Annotated in this window: 16 protein-coding genes; 10 read left to right on the top strand and 6 right to left on the bottom strand. The window is 73.2% G+C overall.

Annotated elements, in window-relative coordinates:
• Positions 1–11: 11 nt before the first annotated feature.
• A complete protein-coding gene (locus ABZ249_RS22345) occupies positions 12–1,370 on the top strand; it encodes an FAD-dependent oxidoreductase (RefSeq protein ID WP_355266103.1) in 1,359 nt (452 codons plus the stop codon).
• On the opposite strand, the gene ABZ249_RS22340 is transcribed toward ABZ249_RS22345, so the two are convergent.
• Both ABZ249_RS22340 and ABZ249_RS22335 read right to left on the bottom strand, forming a co-directional pair.
• Entirely contained in the window at positions 1,363–2,391 is a 1,029-nt protein-coding gene (locus tag ABZ249_RS22340; RefSeq protein ID WP_355266100.1) for a neutral zinc metallopeptidase, read from the bottom strand. The genes ABZ249_RS22345 and ABZ249_RS22340 overlap by 8 nt on opposite strands.
• Positions 2,392–3,018: 627 nt before the next feature.
• A complete protein-coding gene (locus ABZ249_RS22335) occupies positions 3,019–3,801 on the bottom strand; it encodes a TetR/AcrR family transcriptional regulator (RefSeq protein WP_355266097.1) in 783 nt (260 codons plus the stop codon).
• A 117-nt stretch (positions 3,802–3,918) separates the two neighbouring features.
• On the opposite strand from ABZ249_RS22335, the gene ABZ249_RS22330 reads away from it, so the two are divergent.
• Positions 3,919–6,129, top strand: coding sequence for an MMPL family transporter (locus ABZ249_RS22330; RefSeq protein WP_355266094.1), 2,211 nt, complete (start codon positions 3,919–3,921; stop codon positions 6,127–6,129).
• Between the two features lie 57 nt (positions 6,130–6,186).
• Here the strand turns inward: ABZ249_RS22330 and ABZ249_RS22325 are convergent, their stop codons facing one another.
• Positions 6,187–6,993 (bottom strand): AfsR/SARP family transcriptional regulator, encoded by an 807-nt coding sequence (locus tag ABZ249_RS22325; protein WP_355266091.1) that lies wholly within the window; start codon positions 6,991–6,993, stop codon positions 6,187–6,189.
• 559 nt (positions 6,994–7,552) lie between these two features.
• Between ABZ249_RS22325 and ABZ249_RS22320 the strand changes: the two genes are divergently transcribed.
• From ABZ249_RS22320 to ABZ249_RS22290, 7 genes are all read left to right on the top strand, one after another.
• The gene (locus ABZ249_RS22320) at positions 7,553–8,590 is read left to right on the top strand and encodes a ScbA/BarX family gamma-butyrolactone biosynthesis protein (RefSeq protein ID WP_355266088.1); all 1,038 of its coding nucleotides are present in this window, start codon (positions 7,553–7,555) and stop codon (positions 8,588–8,590) included.
• Positions 8,587–9,255, top strand: coding sequence for an HAD family phosphatase (locus ABZ249_RS22315; protein ID WP_355266085.1), 669 nt, complete (start codon positions 8,587–8,589; stop codon positions 9,253–9,255). The genes ABZ249_RS22320 and ABZ249_RS22315 overlap by 4 nt, the downstream gene beginning before the upstream one ends.
• Positions 9,252–10,880: an FAD-dependent monooxygenase gene (locus ABZ249_RS22310; protein WP_355266082.1), complete on the top strand. Its 1,629-nt coding sequence runs from the start codon at positions 9,252–9,254 to the stop codon at positions 10,878–10,880. The genes ABZ249_RS22315 and ABZ249_RS22310 overlap by 4 nt, the downstream gene beginning before the upstream one ends.
• Before the next feature lie 144 nt (positions 10,881–11,024).
• A complete protein-coding gene (locus ABZ249_RS22305; RefSeq protein WP_355266079.1) occupies positions 11,025–13,352 on the top strand; it encodes an MMPL family transporter in 2,328 nt (775 codons plus the stop codon).
• Entirely contained in the window at positions 13,339–14,517 is a 1,179-nt protein-coding gene (locus ABZ249_RS22300; protein WP_355266076.1) for an alpha/beta hydrolase, read from the top strand. Before ABZ249_RS22305 ends, ABZ249_RS22300 begins: the two co-directional genes overlap by 14 nt.
• Complete coding sequence (locus ABZ249_RS22295; RefSeq protein ID WP_355266073.1) at positions 14,514–15,698, top strand: alpha/beta fold hydrolase; 1,185 nt, start codon at positions 14,514–14,516, stop codon at positions 15,696–15,698. The genes ABZ249_RS22300 and ABZ249_RS22295 overlap by 4 nt, the downstream gene beginning before the upstream one ends.
• Before the next feature lie 20 nt (positions 15,699–15,718).
• Entirely contained in the window at positions 15,719–17,947 is a 2,229-nt protein-coding gene (locus ABZ249_RS22290) for an MMPL family transporter (RefSeq protein ID WP_355266070.1), read from the top strand.
• A 51-nt stretch (positions 17,948–17,998) separates the two neighbouring features.
• Here the strand turns inward: ABZ249_RS22290 and ABZ249_RS22285 are convergent, their stop codons facing one another.
• The gene (locus ABZ249_RS22285; RefSeq protein WP_220560226.1) at positions 17,999–18,460 is read right to left on the bottom strand and encodes a MarR family transcriptional regulator; all 462 of its coding nucleotides are present in this window, start codon (positions 18,458–18,460) and stop codon (positions 17,999–18,001) included.
• A 69-nt stretch (positions 18,461–18,529) separates the two neighbouring features.
• Here ABZ249_RS22285 and ABZ249_RS22280 point away from each other — a divergent pair, with 69 nt between their 5' ends.
• The gene (locus tag ABZ249_RS22280) at positions 18,530–19,621 is read left to right on the top strand and encodes an NAD-dependent epimerase/dehydratase family protein (protein ID WP_355266066.1); all 1,092 of its coding nucleotides are present in this window, start codon (positions 18,530–18,532) and stop codon (positions 19,619–19,621) included.
• Positions 19,622–19,696: 75 nt separating this feature from the next.
• On the opposite strand, the gene ABZ249_RS22275 is transcribed toward ABZ249_RS22280, so the two are convergent.
• Together ABZ249_RS22275 and ABZ249_RS22270 are read right to left on the bottom strand one after the other, a co-directional pair.
• Positions 19,697–21,790 (bottom strand): 3-hydroxyacyl-CoA dehydrogenase NAD-binding domain-containing protein, encoded by a 2,094-nt coding sequence (locus ABZ249_RS22275; protein WP_355266063.1) that lies wholly within the window; start codon positions 21,788–21,790, stop codon positions 19,697–19,699.
• On the bottom strand, positions 21,787–22,986 hold the full coding sequence (locus tag ABZ249_RS22270; RefSeq protein WP_355266060.1) for an acetyl-CoA C-acyltransferase: 1,200 nt from the start codon (positions 22,984–22,986) through the stop codon (positions 21,787–21,789). The genes ABZ249_RS22275 and ABZ249_RS22270 overlap by 4 nt, the downstream gene beginning before the upstream one ends.
• Positions 22,987–23,346: the final 360 nt, after the last annotated feature.

The raw sequence follows: 23,346 nt of genomic DNA, 5'->3' as shown, positions 1-23,346 counted from the left end.
AGAATGGGGGCATGACCTCTCCCGACGATCCCCGCGCCGGGGAACGACCCGCACCGCTCAAGGTGGCCGTCATCGGCTCCGGACCGGCCGGACTGTACACGGCCGACTCCCTGACGCGGCAGCGCAGGGTGCCGGTCCGCGTCGACGTCATCGACCGCCTGCACACCCCGTACGGGCTGGTGCGGCACGGCGTGGCCCCCGACCACACCAAGATCAAGGGCGTGGCCCGCTCCCTGCGGCGCATCCTGGAGCACCCCGACGTGCGGTTCACGGGAGGTGTGGAGTTCGGCGCCGACGTCACCCGGGACGACCTGGCCCGCACCCACCACGCCGTCGTGTACGCCACCGGGGCCGCCACGGACCGGCGCATGGGCGTGCCGGGGGAGGACCTGCCCGGCAGCGTCGCCGCCACCGACTTCGTCAACTGGTACTGCGGGCACCCCGACAGCGAGATGCTCCGGTTCGTCCTGGACAGCGAAGAGGTCGTGGTGGTGGGCGCGGGGAACGTCGCCCTGGACGTGGCCCGCATCCTCGTCAAGACCGCCGACGAGCTGCGGCACACCGACATCCCCCAGCCCGTCCTGGAGGTACTGGCGGCCAGCCGGGTGCGCACGGTCCACCTGCTGGCCCGGCGCGGCCCGCTCCAGGCCAGGTTCACCGCGCCCGAGCTGCGGGACCTGCTCGAACTGCCCGAGGTCGACGTCGTGGTGGACCCCGCCCAGGTCGACATCGACCCGACGGGGATCCGCGGCGAGGTCGCCCGCGCCGCCCGCACCAACCTGCGCCTGCTGAGCGAGCGCGCCGCCCTGCCGCCCAAGGGGCACCCGCGCGCCGTCCGCCTGCACTTCTGGTCCCGGCCCCTGGAGGTCCTGGGCGCGGACCGGGTGACCGGCGTGCGGGTGGAGCGCACCCGCGAGGACGGCGGGCGCCTGGTCGGCACGGGGGAGACCGCCGACCTGCCCGCGGGCATGGTGCTGCGCTCCGTCGGCTACGCGGGCGTGCCGATCCCGGGCGTGCCCTTCGACGAGGCGGCCCGCACCGTGCCCCACCGCGACGGCCGGGTACTCGACGCCCGCGGCCGCGTCGTGCCGGGGGACTACGTGGCGGGCTGGGCCAAACGGGGCGCCACGGGCGTGATCGGCACCAACAAGTCCGACGCCGCGGCGACGGTGCGCTCCCTGCTCGACGACGCGCCCGCCCTGCTGGCGGCCGCCCCCGACCTGGTGGACCTCGCGGAGGTGGTCGAGGGCAGCGACTACGGCGCCTGGCTGCGCATCGACGCCGCCGAGGCCCGCCGCGCAGCGGAGCTGGACCGCGGCGAACGGGTCAAACTCCACGGCTGGGCGGCCTACCGGGACGCCATCAGGTGACCTCGCCGGGGGCCGCGTCGTAGGTGTTGCAGCCGCCCACGGTGGCGTCGCTCCAGCCCTGCTCCAGCCAGTGGGCGCGGTTGGTCGCGGTGCCGTGGGTCGGCAGGTCGCCGCCGCCGTTGAAGTTCTCGTTGACCCACCGCAGGGACCGCTCGTCGGAGCCGGTGATGGCGCGCAGGCCGATCCCGGCCATGCACTCGGCCTGGAGCTCGGTGCGGCGCAGCGTGTCCAGCTCCTCCTCCTCGCTGGAGGACTTGCGGCGCAGGTCGTGGGAGATGTCGAGGATGCCGGTCACGTACTGCACGTGGTGGCCGTACTCGTGGCCCATGAGGGCGATCCACACGTCCTCGTGGGCCTGCGCGGGGATCTGCTCGCCGAGCGTGCGGACGTTGGGCAGGACCACGGTGATGCGCTCGAAGTCGCTCTCGTAGTAGGCCAGGGTGTACCCCTCCTCGTCGCCGGAGTCGGGGGACTCCCGGGTGACGGTGATCTCGGGGGTGTCCGCGCTCAGGCCGAGGTCGTCGAAGACGGGGGCCCACAGCTCGTCAAGGCAGTGGCCGGTGGCGGTGGCGAACTCCTGCCAGGAGTCGTCGGAGGCCGTGTCCAGCTCGGGGACGTCGCAGGCGACGTCCTGGGGGGTGGCGGCGTCGTACAGGGGGTGGTCGGCGATGTCGATCACGACCTGGGCGGGCGGCTCGGACAGCCGGTCGTCGTAGTGGGCGGCGAGGTTCTCGCCGGTGGGCGTCGGCTCGGGCCGCGGCGTCGTGGTCACGATGACCACGCTGGCCACCAGCGCCGCCAGCGCGACGGTCGCCGCCACCGCGGACGCCGCCAGCACCCCGAGCCCGCGCCGCCTCGGCGGCGGGGGCGCGGGCGGCCCCCACTGCGGGGGCCCGGCGTACACCGGCGCGTACGGCGGCACGCCCGCGCCGTGCCACGGCCCGCCGTGGACCGGAGCCCCGGCGTACGGCGGCGCGCCCGGCACCGCAACGCCCTGCGTCCCCGCGCCGTACGGCGGCACGTGCCCCGTGGTGTGCCCGTACGTCGGCGCCCCCTGCGGCCCGCCCGCGGCCCCGGTGTGCGGCGGGCCTCCCGGTGCCGGTGTGCCCTGCGGTGTTCCCGTGTTGCCCGGGTTCACGGCGTACGGCGGCACGTGGGGGTTCTGGTGGGTTGCCGGGGCTCCTGGGGTGTGCCCGGAGGCCGGCGTGCCCTGCGGCCCGCCCGCGGCCGTGGTGTGCGGTGGGCTGCCCGGTGCCGGTGTGCCCTGCGGTGTTCCCGTGTTGCCCGCGTTCGCGGCGTACGGCGGCACGTGCGTGTTCGGCTGCCCGGGGGCAGGTGTGCCTTGGGGGCCGTCTGAGGCCGTGGGGTGCGGCGGGGTGCCCGGGGCGGGGGCTCCTTGAGGGGTGGCCGGGTCCGCGGTGCCCGGGGCGGGGGCGTTCCGGTGATCGGGTGCCGGGGGTGTGTTCCGCGGGGACGCGTGGACGGTGGTGCCGGGGACCCAGGGGGTGCCGGTGGACGGGCGGAAGCGCTCATCGCCGGGTCGGTTCTCCACGGGGTCGGTCCTCGCTCTCATGCCATGGCGCGCCGGCCAGGACCGGATCCACCCGGGGCGAATCCGGCAAGTGCCACAGACCTCTAAGTATGGGGCTTAATCGGACTTACCCATAGTAACCGTGTTGCTGCTTTCGGGTGATTCGTACCGAACGCCCAGGCCTGTCAGTACGTTCTGAAGCTCGGACTCGAAAAGTGGTTCCATGTCCCGCATCACGAAATCCAGGTGCTGGAAGATCTCCATGCACACCACCCCGTACAGCCGCACCCAGCACGAGCTGAGCACCATCACCGCCTCCACCGGCGTGCGCGAGTCCCCGAACCCGCACAGGTCCGCGAAGGACCGCAGCTCCCGCTCCAGCTCCGGCGTGATCGACCGCCCGTCGGGCAGCTCGAACCTCTCCTCGCGGACCAGCCGCTCGAACAGGGTGAAGAAGGTCGCCCCGAACCGCTTGCCCGCCTCCACCGCCGGCGTCAGGTCCACCCCGGGCTCCAGCCGGGCGCGCGGCCCGAACATGGCGGCGAACTCCGCCCGGTGCTCCAGCGCCCACCGCCGGAACGCCCGGAGCGAGGTGATGATCCGCCGGTCGGTGTCCCCGGCCGGAACGCTGGCGTCGGCCGCGGCCACCGCGGCCGCCAGCTCGTCGAACATGTCCGCGGTGATGAGCACCAGCAGCGAGTCGATGCCCGACACGTAGCGGTACAGCCCCGGCGCGGTCATCCCCATCTCGCGGGCGATCGCGCGCAGGGACACCCCCGCGGCCCCGTGCTCGACGAGGTGGCTGCGGGCGATGCCCTTGATCTCGGCGAGTGTGGCCTCGCGCACACGCTCCCGCCGACTCGGCACCCGCTCACCCTGCTCCAGCTGCGGTTTCGTCATCTGATGCGGTACACCCCGGTTTGTGGTCGTTCGTCGGTGATATTGACATCGTAATGCCTGCACGCTTTAGTGAACGCCGTTAACCGACATGAAGGCCGTTTGCCGAAAGGGCTGCTCATGCCAACGCACACGGGGCTTTTCGGTCGTCTCGGGCTCGGCGTCCACCGCTTCCGGTGGGCGGTGCTGGTCGCCACCGCCCTCTTCGCGGCCTTCGCCGCGGTCTGGGGCTCGGGCGTCTTCTCCGACGTCAGCGAGAGCGGCTTCGAGGACCCCGGCGCCGAGTCCTCGCGGGCCATGGACCTCCTCGAGGGCGAGCTGGGCCACGACGACGTCGACATCGTCGCCGTCTACCGCAGCGACGAGATCAAGGTCGACAACCCCACCTTCGCCGCGGCCGTCCAGCGCCTCGCCGACGGCATGCCCGAGGACGTCGTCGCCGACTTCGACACCTACCTCGACGAGGACCTGTCCGACACCGAGCGCGGCATGCTCGTCTCCGAGGACATGCACGCGACCTACATCCCCGTCACCCTCACCGGGGAGAGCCACACCGAGCGCCTGGAGCAGTACGAGGCCGCGGCCGGGCACCTGGAGTCGGGCCCGCTGGAGACCCACCTGGGCGGTCCCATCGCGGTCGAGCACGAGCTCTCCGAGACCGCCGAGTCCGACATCGTCCGCGCCGAGCTCATCACCATGCCCCTGCTGCTGTTCCTGCTGGTGCTGATCTTCGGCGGCCTCATCGCCGGCGCGGTCCCCCTGGCGGTGGGCGGCCTGGCCATCCTCGGCTCCCTCACGGTGCTGCGCGCCCTCACCCACGTCACCGACGTCTCGGTGTTCGCGGTCAACGTCGCCACCATCCTCGGCCTGGGCCTGGCCATCGACTACGGCCTGTTCATGGTCAGCCGGTTCCGCGAGGAGCTGGACCGGGGCCGGGGGGTGGCCGCCGCGGTCGGCCGCACCGTCGACACCGCGGGGCGCACGGTCGCCTTCTCCGGGGTCACCGTGGGCATCGCCTTCGCGGGCCTGCTGTTCTTCCCCCAGCCGATCCTGAAGTCCATCGGCTTCGGCGGCATCGCCGTGGTCCTGTTCGACCTGCTGGCGGCCCTGGTGTTCCTCCCGGCCCTGCTGTCGGTGGTGGGCCGGCGCATCGACCGGCTCCGGCTGCCGCTGCCCCGCCGCACCGTCACCGGGACCCTCCAGGAGGGCGGCTGGACCCGCCTGGCCCGCACCGTGATGCGCGGCCCGGCGGTGTCCCTGGTCGCGGTCCTCAGCGTCCTGGTGGTCTTCGGCTCCGGCCTGGCCTTCGCGCGGTTGGGCACCACCGACCAGCGCTACCTGCCCGAGGACGCGGGCAGCCGGATCGCCACCGAGACGGTCGCCGAGGACTTCCCGGCGGGCGGCCTGGGCCGGCTGCACGTGGCGGTGGTCGGCGACCCCTCCGAGGAGGCGCTGGAGGAGTACGCCGAACGCCTGGAGGGCCTGCCGGAGGTCGCCCTGGCCCGGGTGGAGCGCACCGGCGAGGGCGTCGCCCACGTCCTGGTCGCCTACCAGGGCGCGACCGACTCCGACGAGGTCAAGGGCCTGGTCGCCGACGTCCGCGCCGAGCCCGCCCCGGAGGGGGCCGAGGAGACCCTGGTGGGGGGCGTCGCGGCGATGCAGCAGGACAACGTGGCCGCGATCGTGGAGTCGGCCCCGGTCACCGTGGCGTTCATCGCGGGTGCCACCCTGTTCCTGCTCTTCCTGGCCTTCGGGTCGGTCGTCCTGCCCCTCAAGGCGGTCCTGATGGGCGCGCTGTCCCTGGGCGCCTCGCTGGGCGTGGTGGTCTGGGGCTTCCAGGAGGGCGGCTTCGCCGGCCTGCTCGGGTTCGAGCCGGTCGGCACGATCGACCCCACCTACCTGGTGCTCATCACCATCGTGGCGTTCGGCCTGGCCATGGACTACGAGCTGTTCCTGCTGAGCCGGGTCCGCGAGGAGTTCCTGCGCACCGGGGACAACACCCGCTCGGTGGCGGCGGGGCTCCAGCACACGGGGCGGATCATCACCAGCGCGGCGGTCCTGCTCGTGGTGGTGCTCCTGGCGATGGGCACCTCGGGCCTGCTGTTCCTGAAGATCATCGGCATCGGCCTGGCGATCGCCGTGTTCGTGGACGCGACCCTGGTCCGCGCGGTCATGGTCCCGGCCGCGATGCGCCTGCTGGGCGGGGTGAACTGGTGGCTGCCGCGGCCGCTGCGGTGGCTGCACGACCGCATCGGCATCTCCGAGGGCGGCGGCGAGGAGCCCGCGGCCCCGGCGCGGGCCGACGGCGGGCGCGTGCCCGCGGGGGTCTGAGTCGGGACCGGGCCCGCCGGGGGGCGAATCCTCCCGGCGGGCCCGGCCGTACGCGGATCAGGGGGCGTTCTGCAGGCGCCGTGCGCCGGCGATCGGCCGGTGCCTGCGGATGGCCTGGTAGAGGTCGTGCAGCTCGGGGCGGGGCGGAACGTTGAGCTCCCCCAGCATCCGCGTGGCCAGCACCTGGTACACGCGGACGGCCTCGGCCGTACGGCCCTCCTCGTACAGGGCCAGGATGAGGAGCCGGGCCAGGTTCTCCTCCAGCGGGTGATGCCGCAGCGCGTCGCGCAGCGGTCCCATCACCTCGGCCCGGCGGCCGGTCCGGAGGCCGACGGCGGCGTACTCCTCGAGCACCACCAGCCGGACGGTCTCCATGAACTCCCGCTCGTCGTCGAACGCGGGGCCGGACAGCTCGCCCAGGAAGGGGCCCCGCCACAGGGCCAGGGCGCGGCCGAACAGCTCGGCGGCCCGCACCTCCTCGCCGTCGTCGCGCATCGCGCGCGCGGTCTGGATCCAGGTCTGGAACAGGGCCAGGTCCATCTGGCCGGCCTGGGGCACGAGCCGGTAGCCCGAGGGACCGCTCTCGATGGCGACCCTCCTGCGCGGGGGCAGGGCGGCGAGGGCGCGGCGCAGTCCGGAAACGTACTTGTGGACCAGGTTGACGGCGTGGGTCGGGTGGCTCGGACCCCACACCATCGTGATGATGCGCTGGGTGGTCACGGCACGCTCGGCGTTGAGCGCGAGTGCCGCGAACACGGCGCGTTGTCGGGGGGCGCCCAGGGGCAGGGGACCGTGCTCTCCGACGACCTCCAGTTCTCCCAGGACGGAAACGGTCGTCGGTGCCGCCTGCGTGGTTCTGATCATTCCGGAGCCCTTCCGGCGATTCTTGCGTTACCCGTCTCCAGCTTCTCGTGCACTCCGTTCCCGTTCGGTGCTCTCCGGCGTCGGTGGCGGAGGCCTTGCTCCGAAGGGGGCCGGAGTACCGCTCCGCGGCGGCGAGTTGCCCGCCGCGCGTGTGCGGTGAGCCGATCATAAGCACGTGACCTGTACCTGTAAGTGACGGATAAGTCTCCCTGAGCCATCACGGGGCGGCCCTTCGCAGGCGGGAACGTGGACCACAGGCCCCGAAGCCATCTCCTGTGTCGATCATCACAAAACACAGATGATCGGGCGAAATGATCAATTGCACGCGCATTTTCCCATGTGGACGCCTTGTGCGAAGTCAGAAGTGAATTTTTTTCACGGTGGGCCTTCAGGTCGTGCTCCAGGCCGCCTTCAGGTCGCCTCCGGATACTCGGTGCCGTGGCGGAGGCGGACCGTTCCCCGTCCGCCTCCGCCACAGGGGTCGCCCTCCTCACCGTTCCGAACCCCGTGTCCTCTCGGCGGAACGCCCGCCGAGGGGGACGTGAACGAAAGGGAAGACATGAACCGCACGACCACCGGGCCGCAGGCCACCGCGACGGCCGACACCGCCGACCGGGACCTGGTCCACCTGGACCCCGACTTCGGGGAGCCCAGGGAACTCGACTACGACGCGACCGTCCCCCGGGGGCTGGTCCACCGCAACGCCGTCTCGGAGGTCTTCGTCACCGACTCCCGGCAGACCGGCGAGAACTCGTTCGACGTCGCCGCCCAGCTGCCCCGCGGGCACGTCATGCTGGAGACGCCCACCTACGACCTCCCGCTGATCCTGGAGGCCTGCCGGCAGACCGGGGTGCTCATCTCGCACCGGCACCTGGACGTCCCCCTGGACCGGGCGTTCATCATGCACCGCATGTCGCTGCACATCGGCGACCTCGACGGCCTGCGCCAGGGGCCCGAGCCGGGCCGCGCCCTGATCCGCACCGAGGCCGACGTCTACCGCAACCAGGCGGGCAAGCTGCGCGGCTACGACTTCCGCGCCGACGTCCTCATCAACGGGACCGAGGTCGCCAAGGCCACCGGAGCGCTCATCTTCGTGGGCCGCCCCGCCTACCAGGCGCTGCGCACCAAGGGCCGGGACGCCCTGGACTGGAGCGACGCGGCGGCGCCCCGCGCGGTCCCGGCCCCGCCCGCCGTGGTGGGCCGCCGCGACCCGCGCAACGTCGTCATCACCGACCCGGTCCAGCGCGGCGACGAGGGCTGGCGGGCCACCGTGGTCCCCGACCACGACCACCCGCACCTGTTCGACCACCCGCTGGACCACCTGCCCGGCAACCTCCTGATCGAGGCCGCCCGCCAGGTGGCGGTGGCCGCCGTGGCCCGCTCCGCGGGCCTGGACCCGGCGACCCTGGTCCCGGTCTCGGTGGACGCGTCCTTCTCCTCCTTCTGCGAGAACGACCTGCCCACCACGGTGGAGGCCGACCTGGCCCCCTTCCGCTCCGACGAGCGGTTCGGCCCGGTCGTCGGCGTGGACGTCCGGGTCAACCAGCAGGGCACCACCAACAGCTCGTTCCGGATCGAGGTGGCCCAGTGGGTGTGAACCGCATCGAGGCCGTCGTGTGCGACTACGGCGGCGTCCTCACCAACCCGCTCCACGAGACCCTGGAGCACTTCGCCCGGACGGCCGGCCTGAGCGCCGACGCCATCCTCACGGCGATGGGCGCCGCCGCGGCCAAGGTCGGCGCCGACCCCATGGCGCTGCTGGAGGTCGGGGCCATCACCGAGGCGGAGATGGTCGCCTCCATCACCGCCGAACTGCCCGAGGGGGGATGGGCCTTGCCCGAGGACCGCACCTTCGGCGAGCTGTGGTTCGCCGGACGCACCGGCAACCACGAGTTCGCCGACTTCCTGCGCGGCCTGAGCATGGACGGCTACCGGCTGGCCCTGCTCACCAACAACGTCGTGGAGTGGGAGGACCTGTGGCGGGCGACCGTGCCCGCCGACGAGCTGTTCGAGGTCGTGGTGAACTCCGCGCACGAGGGCGTGCGCAAGCCCGACACCGAGATCTACGAGCGCCTCCTGGCCCGGCTCGGCCTGACCCCGGACCGGTGCCTGTTCGTGGACGACCTGGAGGACAACCTCAAGCCCGCCGCCGAGCTGGGCATGGCGACCGTCCGCTTCCAGGACAACGCCCAGGCGGTCGAGGAGATCACCTCGGTCCTGAAGGTCTCGGGGGCCCCGGCGAAGGCCGAGGGGGCGCGGTGAGCACCCCCGACCCGCACCCCCCGGTGCTCGTGGTCGGCGCCGGCCCCACGGGGCTGGCCGCCGCCTGCACCCTGCTGCAGAACGGTGTGCCCTGCCGCGTGGTCGAGCGCCGGGCGGGGGTGGCCGAGGAGCCCAAGGCCCTCATCCTGTGGAGCGGGGCCCTGGAGGTCCTGCGCCGCCTGGGTGTGGACCGCGAGGTGGTCGGCCGCTCCCTGCCGCTGGAGTCGGCGTCCTACTTCTCCGCCGGCAGGCGCATCGGCGGGGTCCGCTTCGGCGGGCTGGCCGACACGGCCTTCCCCGGACCGATCTGCCTGCCCCAGCCCGGGGTGGAGCAGGCCCTGTACGACCGCCTGCTCGCCCTGGGCGGCTCCGTCGAGTGGTCCACCCGGGTCCACTCGGTGGAGCCGGCCGGGGACGGGGTCCGCGTCACCCTGGGCCCCGAGGGCGACCCGCAGGCGGCGGAGGAGGTGGCCGTCCCCTGGGTCGTGGCCGCCGACGGCAGCCGCAGCACGGTCCGCGAGTCCCTGGGGGTGGCCTTCGAGGGCGACACCTACGACCGCGTGTTCCTGCTGGCGGACGGTGTCGTGAGCGGCCCGGCCCCGGCCCGGGAGGCCCAGTACCACCTCACCCCCGACGGGGTGCTCGTGGTGGTGCCGCTGCCCGGCGGCGGGCACCGGGTGTTCTTCGACATCGCCCCGGACGGGGAGACCGCCCCGCCCGACGACGCGCTGATCGCCCGCCTGCTGGCCGAGCGCGGCCCGCGGGGCCTGCGCGTGGACACCGTGTGGTGGCGCAGCCGCTTCCGGGTGCACGCCCGGGTGGCCCGCGAGTTCCGCCGCGGCCGGGTCCTCATCGCCGGGGACGCCGCCCACCTGCACAGCCCGGCCGGCGGCCAGGGCCTCAACACGGGCATCCAGGACGGGTTCGACCTGGCCTGGAAGCTCGCCGCGGTGCTGCGGGGCGCGCCGGAGGAGCTGCTGGACAGCTACCCGCTGGAGCGCCGTCCGACCGCCAAGGCGGTGGTGCGCAGCGCCGACCAGCAGACCCGCACCTGGATGGCGCGGTCTCCGCTGGCCCGGCTGGTGCGCGACACGCTGATGCGGACCCTGTCGGCCTCGGGGCTGCTGGAGAAGCGCCTGGTGCCGCAGCTGGCGCAGATCTCCCCGGACCTGTCGGAGAGCCCCGCCGTCACGGCGCCCCCCGCCGGATGGCGGGCCCGCGACGCGGTGGGCGGCGCCCTGCCCGGGCGGCGCATCGGCGACGCCCCCATGACCCCGGTCCGGGGGACCGACGCCACGAGCCTGCACGCGTACCTCGCCTCCGGGCGGCACGCGCTGCTGGTGGGCGGCGGTCCCGCGGAGCGCGTCCGGGAGGCGGCGGCCGCGCTGCGCGAGCAGGTCCCCGACGACGTGGACGTGCTGCTGCTCACCTCCGCCCCGGCCGAGCCGGAGGGCGACCACGACGTCGCCCGCCCGACCGGGGGAGCCGGAGCCGGGACCGGGTGGGTGGTCCACGTCCGGCCGGACGCGGTCGTCTCCGCGGTCGCCGTGCTGGACGCCGACTGGAGGCCGGGGGTGTTCCTGGGCGGGGCCCTGCTGCCCGGTGCCGAGCGGTCCCTCAGGTAAATGATATGTGAACCCTATCGTTTAGGTTGATGATCGTCGCATGTTTATACAGTATTGTGGCGGCGACGGCACCCGGGATGGCGGCCGGAGGATTCCGGCCGCCATCGGCGGTTCCGCCCGCGAACGACGAACGGGGGTGACACGATGCTCGACGCACTGACCCGGCTCACCACGCGCAGGCCCTGGTGGGTCCTGGCGGCCGCGCTCCTCGCGGTGATCGGCGCGGTGGTCCTGGGCTCCGGTGTCGCCGACCGCCTCCGGGCGGGCCAGGGCACCGAGGACCCCTCCTCGGAATCGGCCCGGGCCGCCGAGATCCTGGAGGAGCACTTCCCCGACAGCAGGCCCAACCTGATCCTCCTGGTGACCGCCGAGGACGGGGTGGACGACCGCGAGGCCGCCGCCCGCGCCCTGGGACTGGCCGAGGGACTGGCCTACGAGGACGGCGTCGCCGGGGTCACCTCCTACTGGCAGACCGGCTCCGACGAGCTGAAGTCCGACGACGGCACCCGCGCGCTCATCGCCGCGCACGTGTCCGGCACCGAGGCCGAGGCGGGCGCGGCCGTGGCCGACCTCGCCGAACGCTACGGCGGCGACCACGGGCCCCTCACCGTCGGCGTCGGCGGGCAGACCGCCGTCCTCAACGACATCGAGACCACCATCGCCGAGGACCTGGTCCGCTCGGAGGTGATCGCGCTGCCCCTGACGCTGCTCATCCTCGTGTGGGTCTTCGGCAGCGTCGTCTCGGCGTCCCTGCCCCTGCTGGTCGGGGTGGTGTCCATCATCGGCACCAACGCGGTGCTGTGGGCGATCGCCGGGTTCACCGACGTGTCGGTGTTCGCCCAGAACCTCACCATCGCGCTCGGCCTGGGCCTGTCCATCGACTACGCCCTGCTCATGGTCCGCCGCTTCCGGGCCGAGCTCGCGACCGGCGCCACGCCGGCACAGGCCACGCTCACCACCGTCCGCACGGCGGGGCGCACGGTCGTCTTCTCGGCCCTGGCCATCTCGGCCGCCCTGGCCGGGATGCTGTTCTTCCCCCTGTACTTCCTGCGGTCCTTCGCCTACTCCGGCGTGACCGTGGTGCTGCTGGCCGCCCTGACCTCCCTGGTCGTGCTGCCGGCCGTGCTCACCCTGCTGGGCCCGCGCGTCAACGCGCTGGACCCGCGCCGCCTGCTGCGCCGGGGCTCGGCCCCGCCCCCGGAGGAGGCGGCCGACCGGCGCTGGGGCCGGCTGACCCGCGCGGTCATGGGGCGGGCACCCGTCTTCGCCCTGACCGCCCTGGCCGTGCTCGTCGCGGTCGGGCTGCCCTTCCTGCGGGTGGAGTTCGGCATGGCCGACGACCGCCAGCTGCCCGCCGGGGTCGAGTCGCGCGAGGTCATGGACACCATCCGCACGGACTTCGGCTCCACCGCCACCGGCGCCGTCGACGTGCTCGTCCACCAGGCCCCGCAGGACACCGACACCGGGCTGCTGGACGACTACGCCGCCGCGCTCTCGCGCCTGGACCACGTCCAGGAGGTCCGCTCCCCGCTGGGCGTCCACACCGACGGCGGCCACCTGCGCGAGCGCACCCCCGTGGACGCCCTGCGCGAGTCCGAGGACCTGGCCTACATCCAGGTCATCCCGGACGCGGAGGTCGAGGACATCTCCCTGGAGAGCCAGAACCTGGTCCGCGACATCCGCGCGGTCGACACGCCCCTGGAGGTCTCGGTCACCGGCCAGGCCGCCGCGGTCGTGGACGCCCAGGCGGCCATCGCCGAGCGCGTCCCGGCCACCCTGGCCGTGGTGGTCGCCGCCATGCTGGTCCTGGTCTACCTGCTCACCGGCAGCGTCCTGCTGCCCCTGCTGTCGGTGCTGTTCAACGCGCTCAGCCTGACCGCCATGTTCGGCGCCGTCGTCTGGGTGTTCCAGGACGGCAACCTCTCCGGACTGCTCGGGTTCACCCCGACGGGGTTCATCGACACGGCCCTGCCCGTCCTCATGTTCTGCATCGCCTTCGGGCTGTCGATGGACTACGGGGTCTTCCTGCTGTCCCGGATGCGCGAGGAGTACGACCGCACCGGCGACCACCGCACGGCCGTCGAACTCGGACTCCGGCGCACCGGCGGCATCATCACCGCCGCCGCGGTCGCCCTGGCGGTCGTCCTCATCGTCATCGGCGCCTCCCGGGTGACCAACACGATGATGCTCGGCTGGGGCGTCGCCCTGGCCGTCATCGCCGACGCCACCGTCGTGCGCTGCCTCCTGGTGCCCTCGGTCCTGCGCATGACCGGCGCCGCCACCTGGTGGGCGCCCGGCCCGCTGCGCCGGTTCCACCGCTTCTTCGACGCCACCCTGGGCGAGAACGCGGCCGAACCCGGCCGCGCCGCCGCCGACCGGCGGGACCCCGAGGGGCCCGCGCAGACCCCGGCACCCGGACACGGTGCCGCACCCGCCCGAGAGACCGCGGAGGTGGCCCGTGCCCGGGACTAGGAACACCCTCATCGCCGCGGGCGCGGTCGCCGCCGTGGCCGCCGCCGCGCTGGTCCTGCTCCCGTCGGAGGAGGACGGGCCGTCCGCGGCGCCCGAGCCCACCGCCCGGGAGCGCGCGCAGGCCACCGCCGAGCGCATGGCCGCCGCGGACATCGTCGACGTCCCGGTGAGCTTCACCGTCGCCAACCGCAACGGATCGCGGCTGCCCTGCAACAGCGACGGCGAGGAGTACACCCTCCGGGGCCACCTCACCGGCCCCGCCGACGCGCTGGAGCAGGACGACCCCGCCGTCACCGTCTACCAGCACGGGCAGGCGGCGGGGGAGTGGTTCTGGCGGCTGGACGAGCCCGGATACCACCACACCGAGGAGATGGCGCTGCTGGGCCACGTCTCCCTGACCCTGGACCGGCTCGGCTACGGCGGCGGGCGGCCCGACGGCCTGGCCATGTGCCTGGGGTCGCAGGCCGACATGACCGCCCAGGTCATCGAACAGGTCCGCGCGGGCGACTACACGCTGGGGGAGGCCGGCGGCTCCGACCGGGTGCCCGACGAGCCCCCCGCCTTCGACACCGTCGTCCTGGCCGGGCACCACAGCGGCGCCCAGATCGCCCAGATCACCGCCTACTCGTTCGACGGACCGGCCGCCCCCGACGCGCTGGCCCTCATGGCCTGGAGCGGCACCGGCGTGACCGACCGCGCCAACGCCCGCTTCTTCGGCGGCCTGGCCTCCTGCATGCAGGGCGGCGTGCCCGCCGAGGCCGCGGCCGGACCGCCCGACCCCGACGGCACGGACGCGGCCGGATACACCTACGTGGACGTCGGCCGCACCTCCTACACCCGGGCCAACTTCCGCGACCCCGCGACCCCGGTGGCCGCACTGGCCGCCGGCCTCCAGGACCGCACGCCCTGCGGCGACCTGGGGACCCAGGTCGAGGCGCTGGCCACCGACACCCGCAACCTCCACCGCATCGAGGTGCCCGTCCTCTTCGCCTTCGCCGACGCCGACACCCGCGTGTCCGACGGCGCCGACCACGCCGGGCTCTTCACCGGGGCCCCCGACACCGAGACCGTCACGGTGGCCGACGCGGGCCACTACCTCGTCCTCGAACCCGGGGCGGCCGAACTGCGCACGGCCCTGGCCGACTGGCTGGAGGAACAGCGGTGAACACCACCGGAGCACCCCCGCACCGCACGTCCCGGCGCCGCCTGCGCGCCGCGGCCCTGGCGGCCTCCCTCCTGCTCGCCGCCGCGGCGGCCACGGGCGCGGCGGCCGCGGAACCCTCCTCCGGCCCGGCGGCCGCCGCCGGGCCCGCCCCGGCGGCGGACCCCGCCGCCCACCGGACCCCCCGCGAACCGGCCGTGACCCCGCCCGGCGTCGTGGACCTGGCCGTCGAGTTCACCGTCGACAACGTCAACCGCACCCGCGGCCAGTGCTCCGCCGACGGCGAGGAGTACACGGTCCGGGGACACCTGACCGCCCCCGAGGAGGTCCTGGCCGCCGACGCGCCAGCCGTCGCCCTGCTCGTCCACGGCACCAACACCGGCGAGTGGATCTGGCGCCTGGACGTCGAGGGCCGCAACTACGTCAACGAGCTCGCCGAGCGCGGGCACGCCTCGGTCACCATCGACCGCCTCGGCTACGGCTCCAGCGACATCCCCGAGGGGTTCGCCAGCTGCAGCGGGGCGCACGCCGACATCGCCCACCAAGTGGTCGAACAGCTGCGCGCGGGCGACTACCGGGTCGAGGGCGACGCCCCGGTGTCCTTCGACACCGTCGTCATGGGCGGCCACTCCAGCGGCGCCCTGGTCGCCGAAAGCGTGGCGGTCTCCTTCGGCGGCGTCGACGGCCTGCTGCTCACCGGCTGGGCGGCCGTCGGCATCACCGACGACACCAACCGCCGGTTCCTCACCGCCTACCGCACCTGCCTGGAGGGCGGCGAGGAGCACGGGTCCCCGGGCGACCCCCGCGGCTACGTGCACTTCGACCCCACCCTGGAGGACTTCACCGAGGGCGGGCTCGGCCCGCACGCCGACCCGGCCGTCGTCGCCGAGATCGAGGGGCTGTGGGGCCGCAACCCCTGCGGGGTCATGGTCTCCGAGCCCATGGCGATCCTCTACGACCTCGACCTGATCGGCGAGATCGACGTCCCCGTCCACCTGGTCTTCGGCGCCCACGACGTGCTGCGCCAGGGGGTCGAGGGGTACCCGGGCCTGTTCACCTCCAGCCCCGAGGTCACCGAGACGACCCTCACCGACGCCGGGCACTTCGTCACCATCGACGCCGGCGCGGAGCTCCTGTACGACACGGCGGCCGAGTGGATGGACCGGCACGCCCCCACGACCTGACCCTGGAAGGCGAGAGCACCATGGCAACCTCATCGACCACCGCCTCACCCCCGGGCGCCGGCGGCACCGGCGGCCCGCCGCAGCGCCCGCCCCTGCTGGCCCGCCTGGGGGAGGGCCTGGCCCGCCGCCCGGGCCGGGTCATCATCCTGGCGATCGTCCTGACGCTGCTCGGGGTGTTCCTGGCCGCCGGCACGATGGACCGGCTGCTGCTGAGCCGATTCGAGAGTCCCGGCTCGGAGTCGGCGCTGGTGGAGCAGCGCCTGGAGGAGGGCTTCGGCACCGGCAAGCACCACTTCCTGCTCCTGGTCACCGCCCAGAACGGCGACGTGGACGACCCGGCCGTGGTCGAGGCCGCCACCGCCCTGGAGGAGGAGCTGGCCTCCCGGGAGGGCGTCGCCGAGACCGCCTCCTACTGGGGCCGCGGCGACTCCCCGGCGATGCGCTCCGAGGACGGCTCCCAGGCGCTCATCACCGTGCGCATGGAGGGGACCGTCACCGAGGCCCGCACCGCGCTGGGCGAGATCTCCCCGGACTTCACCCGCGAGGACGACGTCCTGCGGGTGGAGGTCGGCGGCGGCGACGAGATCTTCCGCCAGGCCGCCGAGCAGGCCCAGGCGGACTTCCTGCTCGCCGAGGCGATCATCTTCCCGCTGGTGTTCGTGCTGCTGTTCGTCATCTACCGCCGGCTCTCGGTGGCAGCGCTGACCCTGGGCATGGGCCTGTTCTCGGTGATCACCACGCTGGCCCTGCTGCGCGGGGTCACCTACATCACCGATGTGTCCACCTTCGCCGCCAACCTCACCCTGGTCATGGGCGTGGGCCTGGGCGTCGACTACAGCCTGTTCGTCATCAACCGGTTCCGGGAGGAGCTGGCCCGCGGCCGGGAGGTCCCCGAGGCCGTCGCGATCGCGGTCGCCAAGGCCGGGCGGACCGTCGCGTTCAGCGGCCTCACCGTCGCCGTCGCGCTGTCGTGCCTGATGCTCTTCCCGTTCCCGTTCCTGCAGTCCTTCGCCTACTCCGGCATGGGCACGGTGCTGACCTCGGTGTTCGCCTCCCTGGTCATCCTGCCCGCCGCGCTGGCCAAGGTCGGCCACCGGGTCCGGCCCAAGCGCGAGCCCGACCCCGACCGCGGCTGGTGGCACGACACCGCCCTGCGGATGATGCGCCGCCCCGTGCTGTGGGGCCTGCCCGCCCTGGTCGTCGTCCTGGTGCTGGCCGCCCCGGCCGTGGGACTGAACTTCGGACTGCCCGACGCCCGGGTGCTGCCCCAGGGCAACTCCAGCCGCGACGTCCAGGACCAGATCGAGACCGGGTTCGCCCAGGAGGAGATGGACGCCGTCCAGGTGGTCGTCGACCTGCCGGGCGCCGACGCCCAGGACGCGTCCGCGAGCGACTACGCCGCCGAGCTGTCCCGGGTGGAGGGCGTCTACCAGGTCGACGCGCTCACCGGTCGGTACGTGGACGGACAGCAGGTCGCGGGGCCCGAGCCGGGCGCGCAGGAGCGGTTCGGCTCGCCCGAGGCCACGTGGTTCTCCGTGGTGCCCGAGACCGAGGCGATCTCCGACGGCGAGGACCTGATCGAGCGCATCCGGGACGTGCCCGCGCCGGCCGCCGCCGAGATCGGCGGCTACCCGGCCGACCTCGCCGACTTCCGCGCGGCGCTGCTGGGGCAGGTGCCCCTGGTGTTCGGGCTCATCCTGGCCATCACCTTCGTCCTGCTGTTCCTCATGACCGGGAGCCTGCTGCTGCCCGCCAAGGCGATCGTGCTCAACGTGCTCAGCCTCGCGGTGATGTTCGGCGTGATGGTGTGGATCTTCCAGGAGGGCAACCTGTCCGGGCTGCTCGGGTTCACCGCCAACGGGACCCTGGAGACGACCTTCCCGATCCTGATGTTCTGCATCGCGTTCGGGCTCTCCATGGACTACGAGGTGTTCATGATGTCCCGGATCAAGGAGGAGTACGACCTGACCGGGGACAACACCCGGGCGGTCGCGGCCGGGCTGCAGCGGAGCGGTCCGCTGGTCACGGCGGCGGCGGTCATCCTGGCCGCGTCGTTCGCCACCTACGCGGTCTCCGACGTGCTCTACCTGATGATGCTCTCGATCGGGATGGCGGTGGTGATCATCGTGGACGCCACGCTCATCCGCGGTGTGCTGGTGCCGGTGTTCATGCGCCTGGCGGGCGACGCCAACTGGTGGGCGCCCGCACCGCTCAAGAGGCTGCACGCCCGGTTCGGCATCTCGGAGTAGGGGGAGTGCCGCCGGGGGCCGCCCCTCCCGGGCCCCCGGCGGACCCCCGGGTCACTCGTGCTTGGTGACCCGGGGGTGGGCGTCCAGTAGCCGCCCCGACAGCTCGTGCAGCACCGTCCGCTCCTCCTGGGAGAGCGGGGCGAAGAACTCCTCCTCGGCGGTGGACACCGCCTCACGGGCCTTCTGCAGCAGCAGGGCGGACTCGGGGGTGGGCGTCACGATGTAGCGCCTGCGGTCCTTCGGGTTGCGCTTGCGCTCGGCCAGCCCGCGGGACTCCAGGTCGTCGATGAGGCCGACCATCACGTTGGGGTCCACCCCCAGGGCCCGGCTCAGCTCCTTCTGGGAGGGGTCGGACATCGCCTCCGCCGCGGCCAGCACGTGGAACTGGCGGGCGGTGATCTCCTGCGGCCCGAAGATGTCGAGGGTGACGGCCTGGACCAGTTCGCCCAACTTGATCAGCCGGTAGCCGGTCGTGTGCCACAGGGGCGTCTCCCAACCCGACGCGTTCTCCATTCCGGACCGCCTTAGAAATTCATAAGCCGAAATTATTATCTCGTTACATGATAGTTGGGATGTGACATCATGGCGGACACGGAAACGCCACGACTTCCGAAGCGGGACCGCTCCCTGGTGACCGGGGCCACCGGCCTGCTGGGCGGCAACATCGTCCGACTCCTCCTCGGCCTGGACCAGGAGGTCGTCGCCCTGGTCCGGGACATGGATCGGGCGCGCCGCCTGCTGCCCGACGACCCCCGCCTCCACCTGGTCCGCGGCGACGTCACCGAGCCGTCCACCTACCGGGGGCACCTGACCGGGGTCGACGAGGTCTTCCACACCGCCGCCTACTTCCGCGAGTACTTCCAGGACCCCACCCTCACGGCGCCCCTGGAGAGGATCAACGTGCAGGGTACCGAGCAGGTCCTGAGCGCGGCCGCCACCTCCGGCGTCCCCGTGTTCCTGCACACCGGGTCCATCAACACCATGGCCCTGCGCGGCCCCGAGCGCCCCGCCGACGAGTCCACCCCGCCCCCGGAGAAGTACGCGCGGCCCGCGGTGTCGGACACCTACCCCACCAGCAAGGTGCGCGCCGACCGGGCGGTCGCCGCCATGGTCCGCTCCGGCCGGACCGGGGACACCCGGGTGGCCACCGTCCTGCCCGGCTGGATGTGGGGCCCGGGCGACGCCGGACCGACCTCCGCCGGCCGCCTCTTCCTCGACGTCGCCAAGGGCAGGGTCCGTGCCATCCCGCGCCTGCACAACTACGTGGTGGACGCCCGCGACGTCGCCTACGCCTGCGTCGCCGCCGCCCGGGTGGGCACCGCCGACCGCTACGTGGTGGCCGGGGAGAAGCGGTCGCTGCCCGCCCTGACCGACACCGTCGCCGCGGAGACCGGGGCCCGGGCGCCCCGGTCGGTCCCCGCCGGCCTGGCCACCGCGGCCGCCGCCCTCATGGAGCTCAGCGCCCGCCTCCGCGGCGGGGAGCCCACGGCCACCCGCGAGGGCGTCCGGGTGCTGCGGGAGGGGGACGCGCGCAACATCAGCTCCGACCTGGCCCGCCGCGAACTGGGCGTGGGGTTCCGCCCCGTCGCCGAGACGGTCACCGCCATGGGCGCCTGGTACCGGACCCACGGCATGCTGCCCGCCGGACAGGCGCGCGCCGGATCCGTCCGCTGACCCCGGGCGCACGACGGGCCCGGCCCCTTCCCGGGGCCGGGCCCGTCCCGATCTCTCGGGCGGTCACCGCGGAGGTCAGACGGCCTTCGGGTCGCCCTCGTGGAACCGCTTGCCGTTGACGGCCTCGGACACCCCGACCTTGTCCAGGTAGGGGGTGATGCCGCCGGTGTGGAACGGCCAGCCCGCACCCGTGATCAGGCACAGGTCGATGTCGGCGGCCTCGGCCACGACGCCCTCGTCCAGCATGATCCCGATCTCCCGGGCCAGCGCGCGCAGCGCGCGGTCCAGGATCTCCGGCTCGGTGGACGGCGCGTCCCCGCCCGCGAACAGCTTCTTCACCTCGGGGTCGATGCTGAAGTCGGGGGCGAAGATCGCGGTCTTGCCCTCCTTGACGATCTCGCCCAGCTGCGGCGACACCGCGAAGCGGTCCGGGAAGGCCTCGTGCAGGGTCTCCGACACGTGCAGCGCGACGGCCGGGCCGACCAGCTGCAGCAGCATCAGCGGCGACATCGGCAGGCCCAGCGGGGCCACCGCGCGGTCGGCCACCTCGGGCTCGGTGCCCTCGGACACCGCGCTCAGGACCTCGCCCATGAACAGGGTGAGCAGGCGGTTGACCACGAACGCCGGGGCGTCCTTGCACAGGACGGCGGTCTTCTTCAGCTTCTTGGCGACGGCGAACGCCGTGGCCAGGGCGGCGTCGTCGGTCTTCTCGCCGCGGATGATCTCCAGCAGCGGCAGCACGGCGACGGGGTTGAAGAAGTGGAAGCCGACGACCCGCTCGGGGTGCTCCAGCTTCGAGGCCATCTCGGTGATGGACAGCGAGGAGGTGTTGGTGGCCAGGATCGCCTCGGGGGAGACCACGGCCTCCACCTCGGCGAACACCTGCTGCTTGACCTCCATCTTCTCGAACACGGCCTCGATGACGAAGTCGGCGTCCGCGAAGGCGTCCTTGGTCAGCGAACCCGTGACCAGGGCCTTGAGGTGGTTGGCCTTGTCCTGGTTGACGCGCCCCTTCTTGAGGAGCTTGTCGACCTCGCCGTGGACGTAGGCGACGCCCTTGTCCAGGCGCTCCTGGTCCAGGTCGGTCATGACGACCGGCACGTCCAGGCGGCGGGCGAACAGCAGCGCCAGCTGGCCGGCCATCAGGCCCGCGCCCACGACGCCGACCTTGGTGACCTTGCGGGCCAGCGACTTGTCCGGGGCGCCGGCGGGCCGCTTGGCGCGCTTCTGCACCAGGTCGAAGGCGTACAGGCCGGCCTTGAGCTCGGGGCTCATGATGAGGTCGGCCAGCGCCTCGTCCTCGGCGGCGAAGCCCTCGTCCCGGGTGCGGGTCCTGGCCTCGGCCACCAGCTCGACGGCGCGGGCCGGGGCCGGGGCGGCGCCGTGCAGCTTGCCCTCGACCACGAACCGGGCCATGTTGACGGCGTTGTCCCAGGCCTCGCCCTTGTCGACCGCGGGGCGCTCGACGGTGACCTCGCCCTTGACGACCCGGGCCGCCCAGCGCAGGGACTCCTCGACGAAGTCGGCGGGCTCGAACATCGCGTCGGCGATGCCCAGCTCGAACGCCTGCGCGCCCTTGAGCATCTTGTTCTGGGCCAGCGGGTTCTCGATGATGACCTTGAGGGCCTTCTCGGCGCCGATCAGGTTCGGCAGCAGGTAGGTGCCGCCCCAGCCGGGCACCAGGCCCAGGAAGGTCTCGGGCAGGGACAGCGCCGGGACGCCGGAGGAGATGGTGCGGTAGGTGCAGTGCAGGCCCACCTCGACCCCGCCGCCCATGGCCGCGCCGTTGATGAGCGCGAAGGTCGGCACGTCCAGCTCGCCGAGCTTGCGGAACACGTCGTGGCCGAGCCGGCCGATGGCCAGCGCCTGCTCGCGGTTCTGGATCGCGGGCACGCCGCTGAGGTCGGCGCCGACGGCGAAGATGAACGGCTTGCCGGTGATCGCCACCGCCACGATGTCCTTGCGGGCGCGGGCGGCCTCGATGGCGGCGTCCAGGGCGAGCAGGCCGCCGGGGCCGAAGGTGTTGGGCCGGGTGTGGTCGTGGCCGTTGTCCAGGGTGATCAGGACGGCGGTGCCGGCACCGTAGGGGAGCTCGATGTCACGGGAGATCGCCTTGGTGACGACCTCGTCCTTGAACAGCTCGCGCGCAGCGTCCAGTGCGGTGCTCACTTGCCCCCCTCGTAGTTGGTGTTCTCCCAGAGCACGGTGCCGCCCATGCCCATACCGACGCACATGGTGGTGATGCCGTAGCGGACGTCGGGACGCTCGGCGAACTGGCGGGCGAGCTGCATCATCAGCCGCACGCCGGAGGAGGCCAGCGGGTGGCCCAGCGCGATGGCGCCGCCCCACGGGTTGACGCGGGCGTCGTCGTCGGCGATGCCGAAGTGCTCCAGGAAGGCGAGCACCTGGACGGCGAAGGCCTCGTTGATCTCGATGAGGCCGATCTCGTCCATCGTGATGCCCTGGCGGGCCAGCAGCTTCTCGGTGGCCGGGACCGGGCCGACGCCCATGACCTCGGGCTCGACACCGGCGAAGGAGAAGTCGACGAGGCGCATCTTGGCGTCCAGGCCCAGCTCCTGCGCGACCTCCTCGGCGGCCAGGATGGCGCCGGTGGCGCCGTCGTTGAGGCCGGCGGCGTTGCCGGGCGTCACGTTGCCGTGCGCGCGGAAGGGGGTCTTGAGCCCGGCCAGGGACTCCATGGTGGTGCCCGGCCGCGGCGGCTCGTCCTTGGTGGCCAGGCCGTACCCCTGCTCCAGGGAGCGGACGACGACCTCGACCAGGTCGGGCTGGATCCTGCCGTCGGCGTAGGCCTTGGCGACCTTCTCCTGGCTGCGCACCGCGTAGGCGTCGGCACGCTCCTTGGTGATGGAGGGGTACCGGTCGTGCAGGTTCTCGGCGGTGTTGCCCATGACCAGCGCGGACGGGTCGACCAGCTTCTCGGAGAGGAAGCGCGGGTTGGGGTCGACGCCCTCGCCCATCGGGTGGCGGCCCATGTGCTCGACGCCGCCGGCGATCACCACGTCGTAGGCGCCGAAGGCGATGCCCGCGCCGGAGGTGGTCACGGCGGTGAGGGCGCCGGCGCACATGCGGTCGATGGCGTAGCCGGGGACGCTGCGCGGGAGTCCGGCCAGGATCGCGGCGGTGCGCCCGATGGTCAGGCCCTGGTCGCCGATCTGGGTGGTGGCGGCGATGGCCACCTCGTCGATGCGCTCCGGGGGCAGGCCCGGGTTGCGGCGCATCAGTTCGCGAATGACGCGGACGACCATGTCGTCGGCGCGCGTCTCGGCGTAGAGGCCCTTGCCTGACTTGCCGAACGGGGTGCGGACCCCGTCGACGAATACGACATCGCGGGCGGTTCGCGGCACGATGGCCCCTCCTTCTCCAAGGTGTGGGTGGACTTTCGAGCCCATGCTACTCGCCGGTAACAAATTGTGCGAGTGCCGGATTCCCCGACGTCCGGACGGTGGCCCGGTACTGACGATCGATGGGGCCGGGTTCGAACTTTCGACCGATGCGCGGGGCGGGCCGGGCCGGTTGACTGGAACGGCCCGCGACGTCCCGCCGCGCCTACTTTCGCACGGTTCGGGGGCCGCGACGGGAAACCGACACGGACGGGGAGACGACCCTTGGCGGACGACCGCGAACACCGGGAGATGCTGCGCGCCGCACCGCGCGCCCCCCCTGCACCGACTGCTCTCCCACGCCCGCCCCCACCTGCGGGTCCT

It is taken from the genome of Nocardiopsis sp. NPDC006139, assembly GCF_040614155.1.
GTDB lineage: Bacteria > Actinomycetota > Actinomycetes > Streptosporangiales > Streptosporangiaceae > Nocardiopsis > Nocardiopsis changdeensis.
The sequence above is the reverse complement of the archived record's forward strand: the minus strand, read 5'-3'. Positions and strand labels throughout refer to the sequence as shown.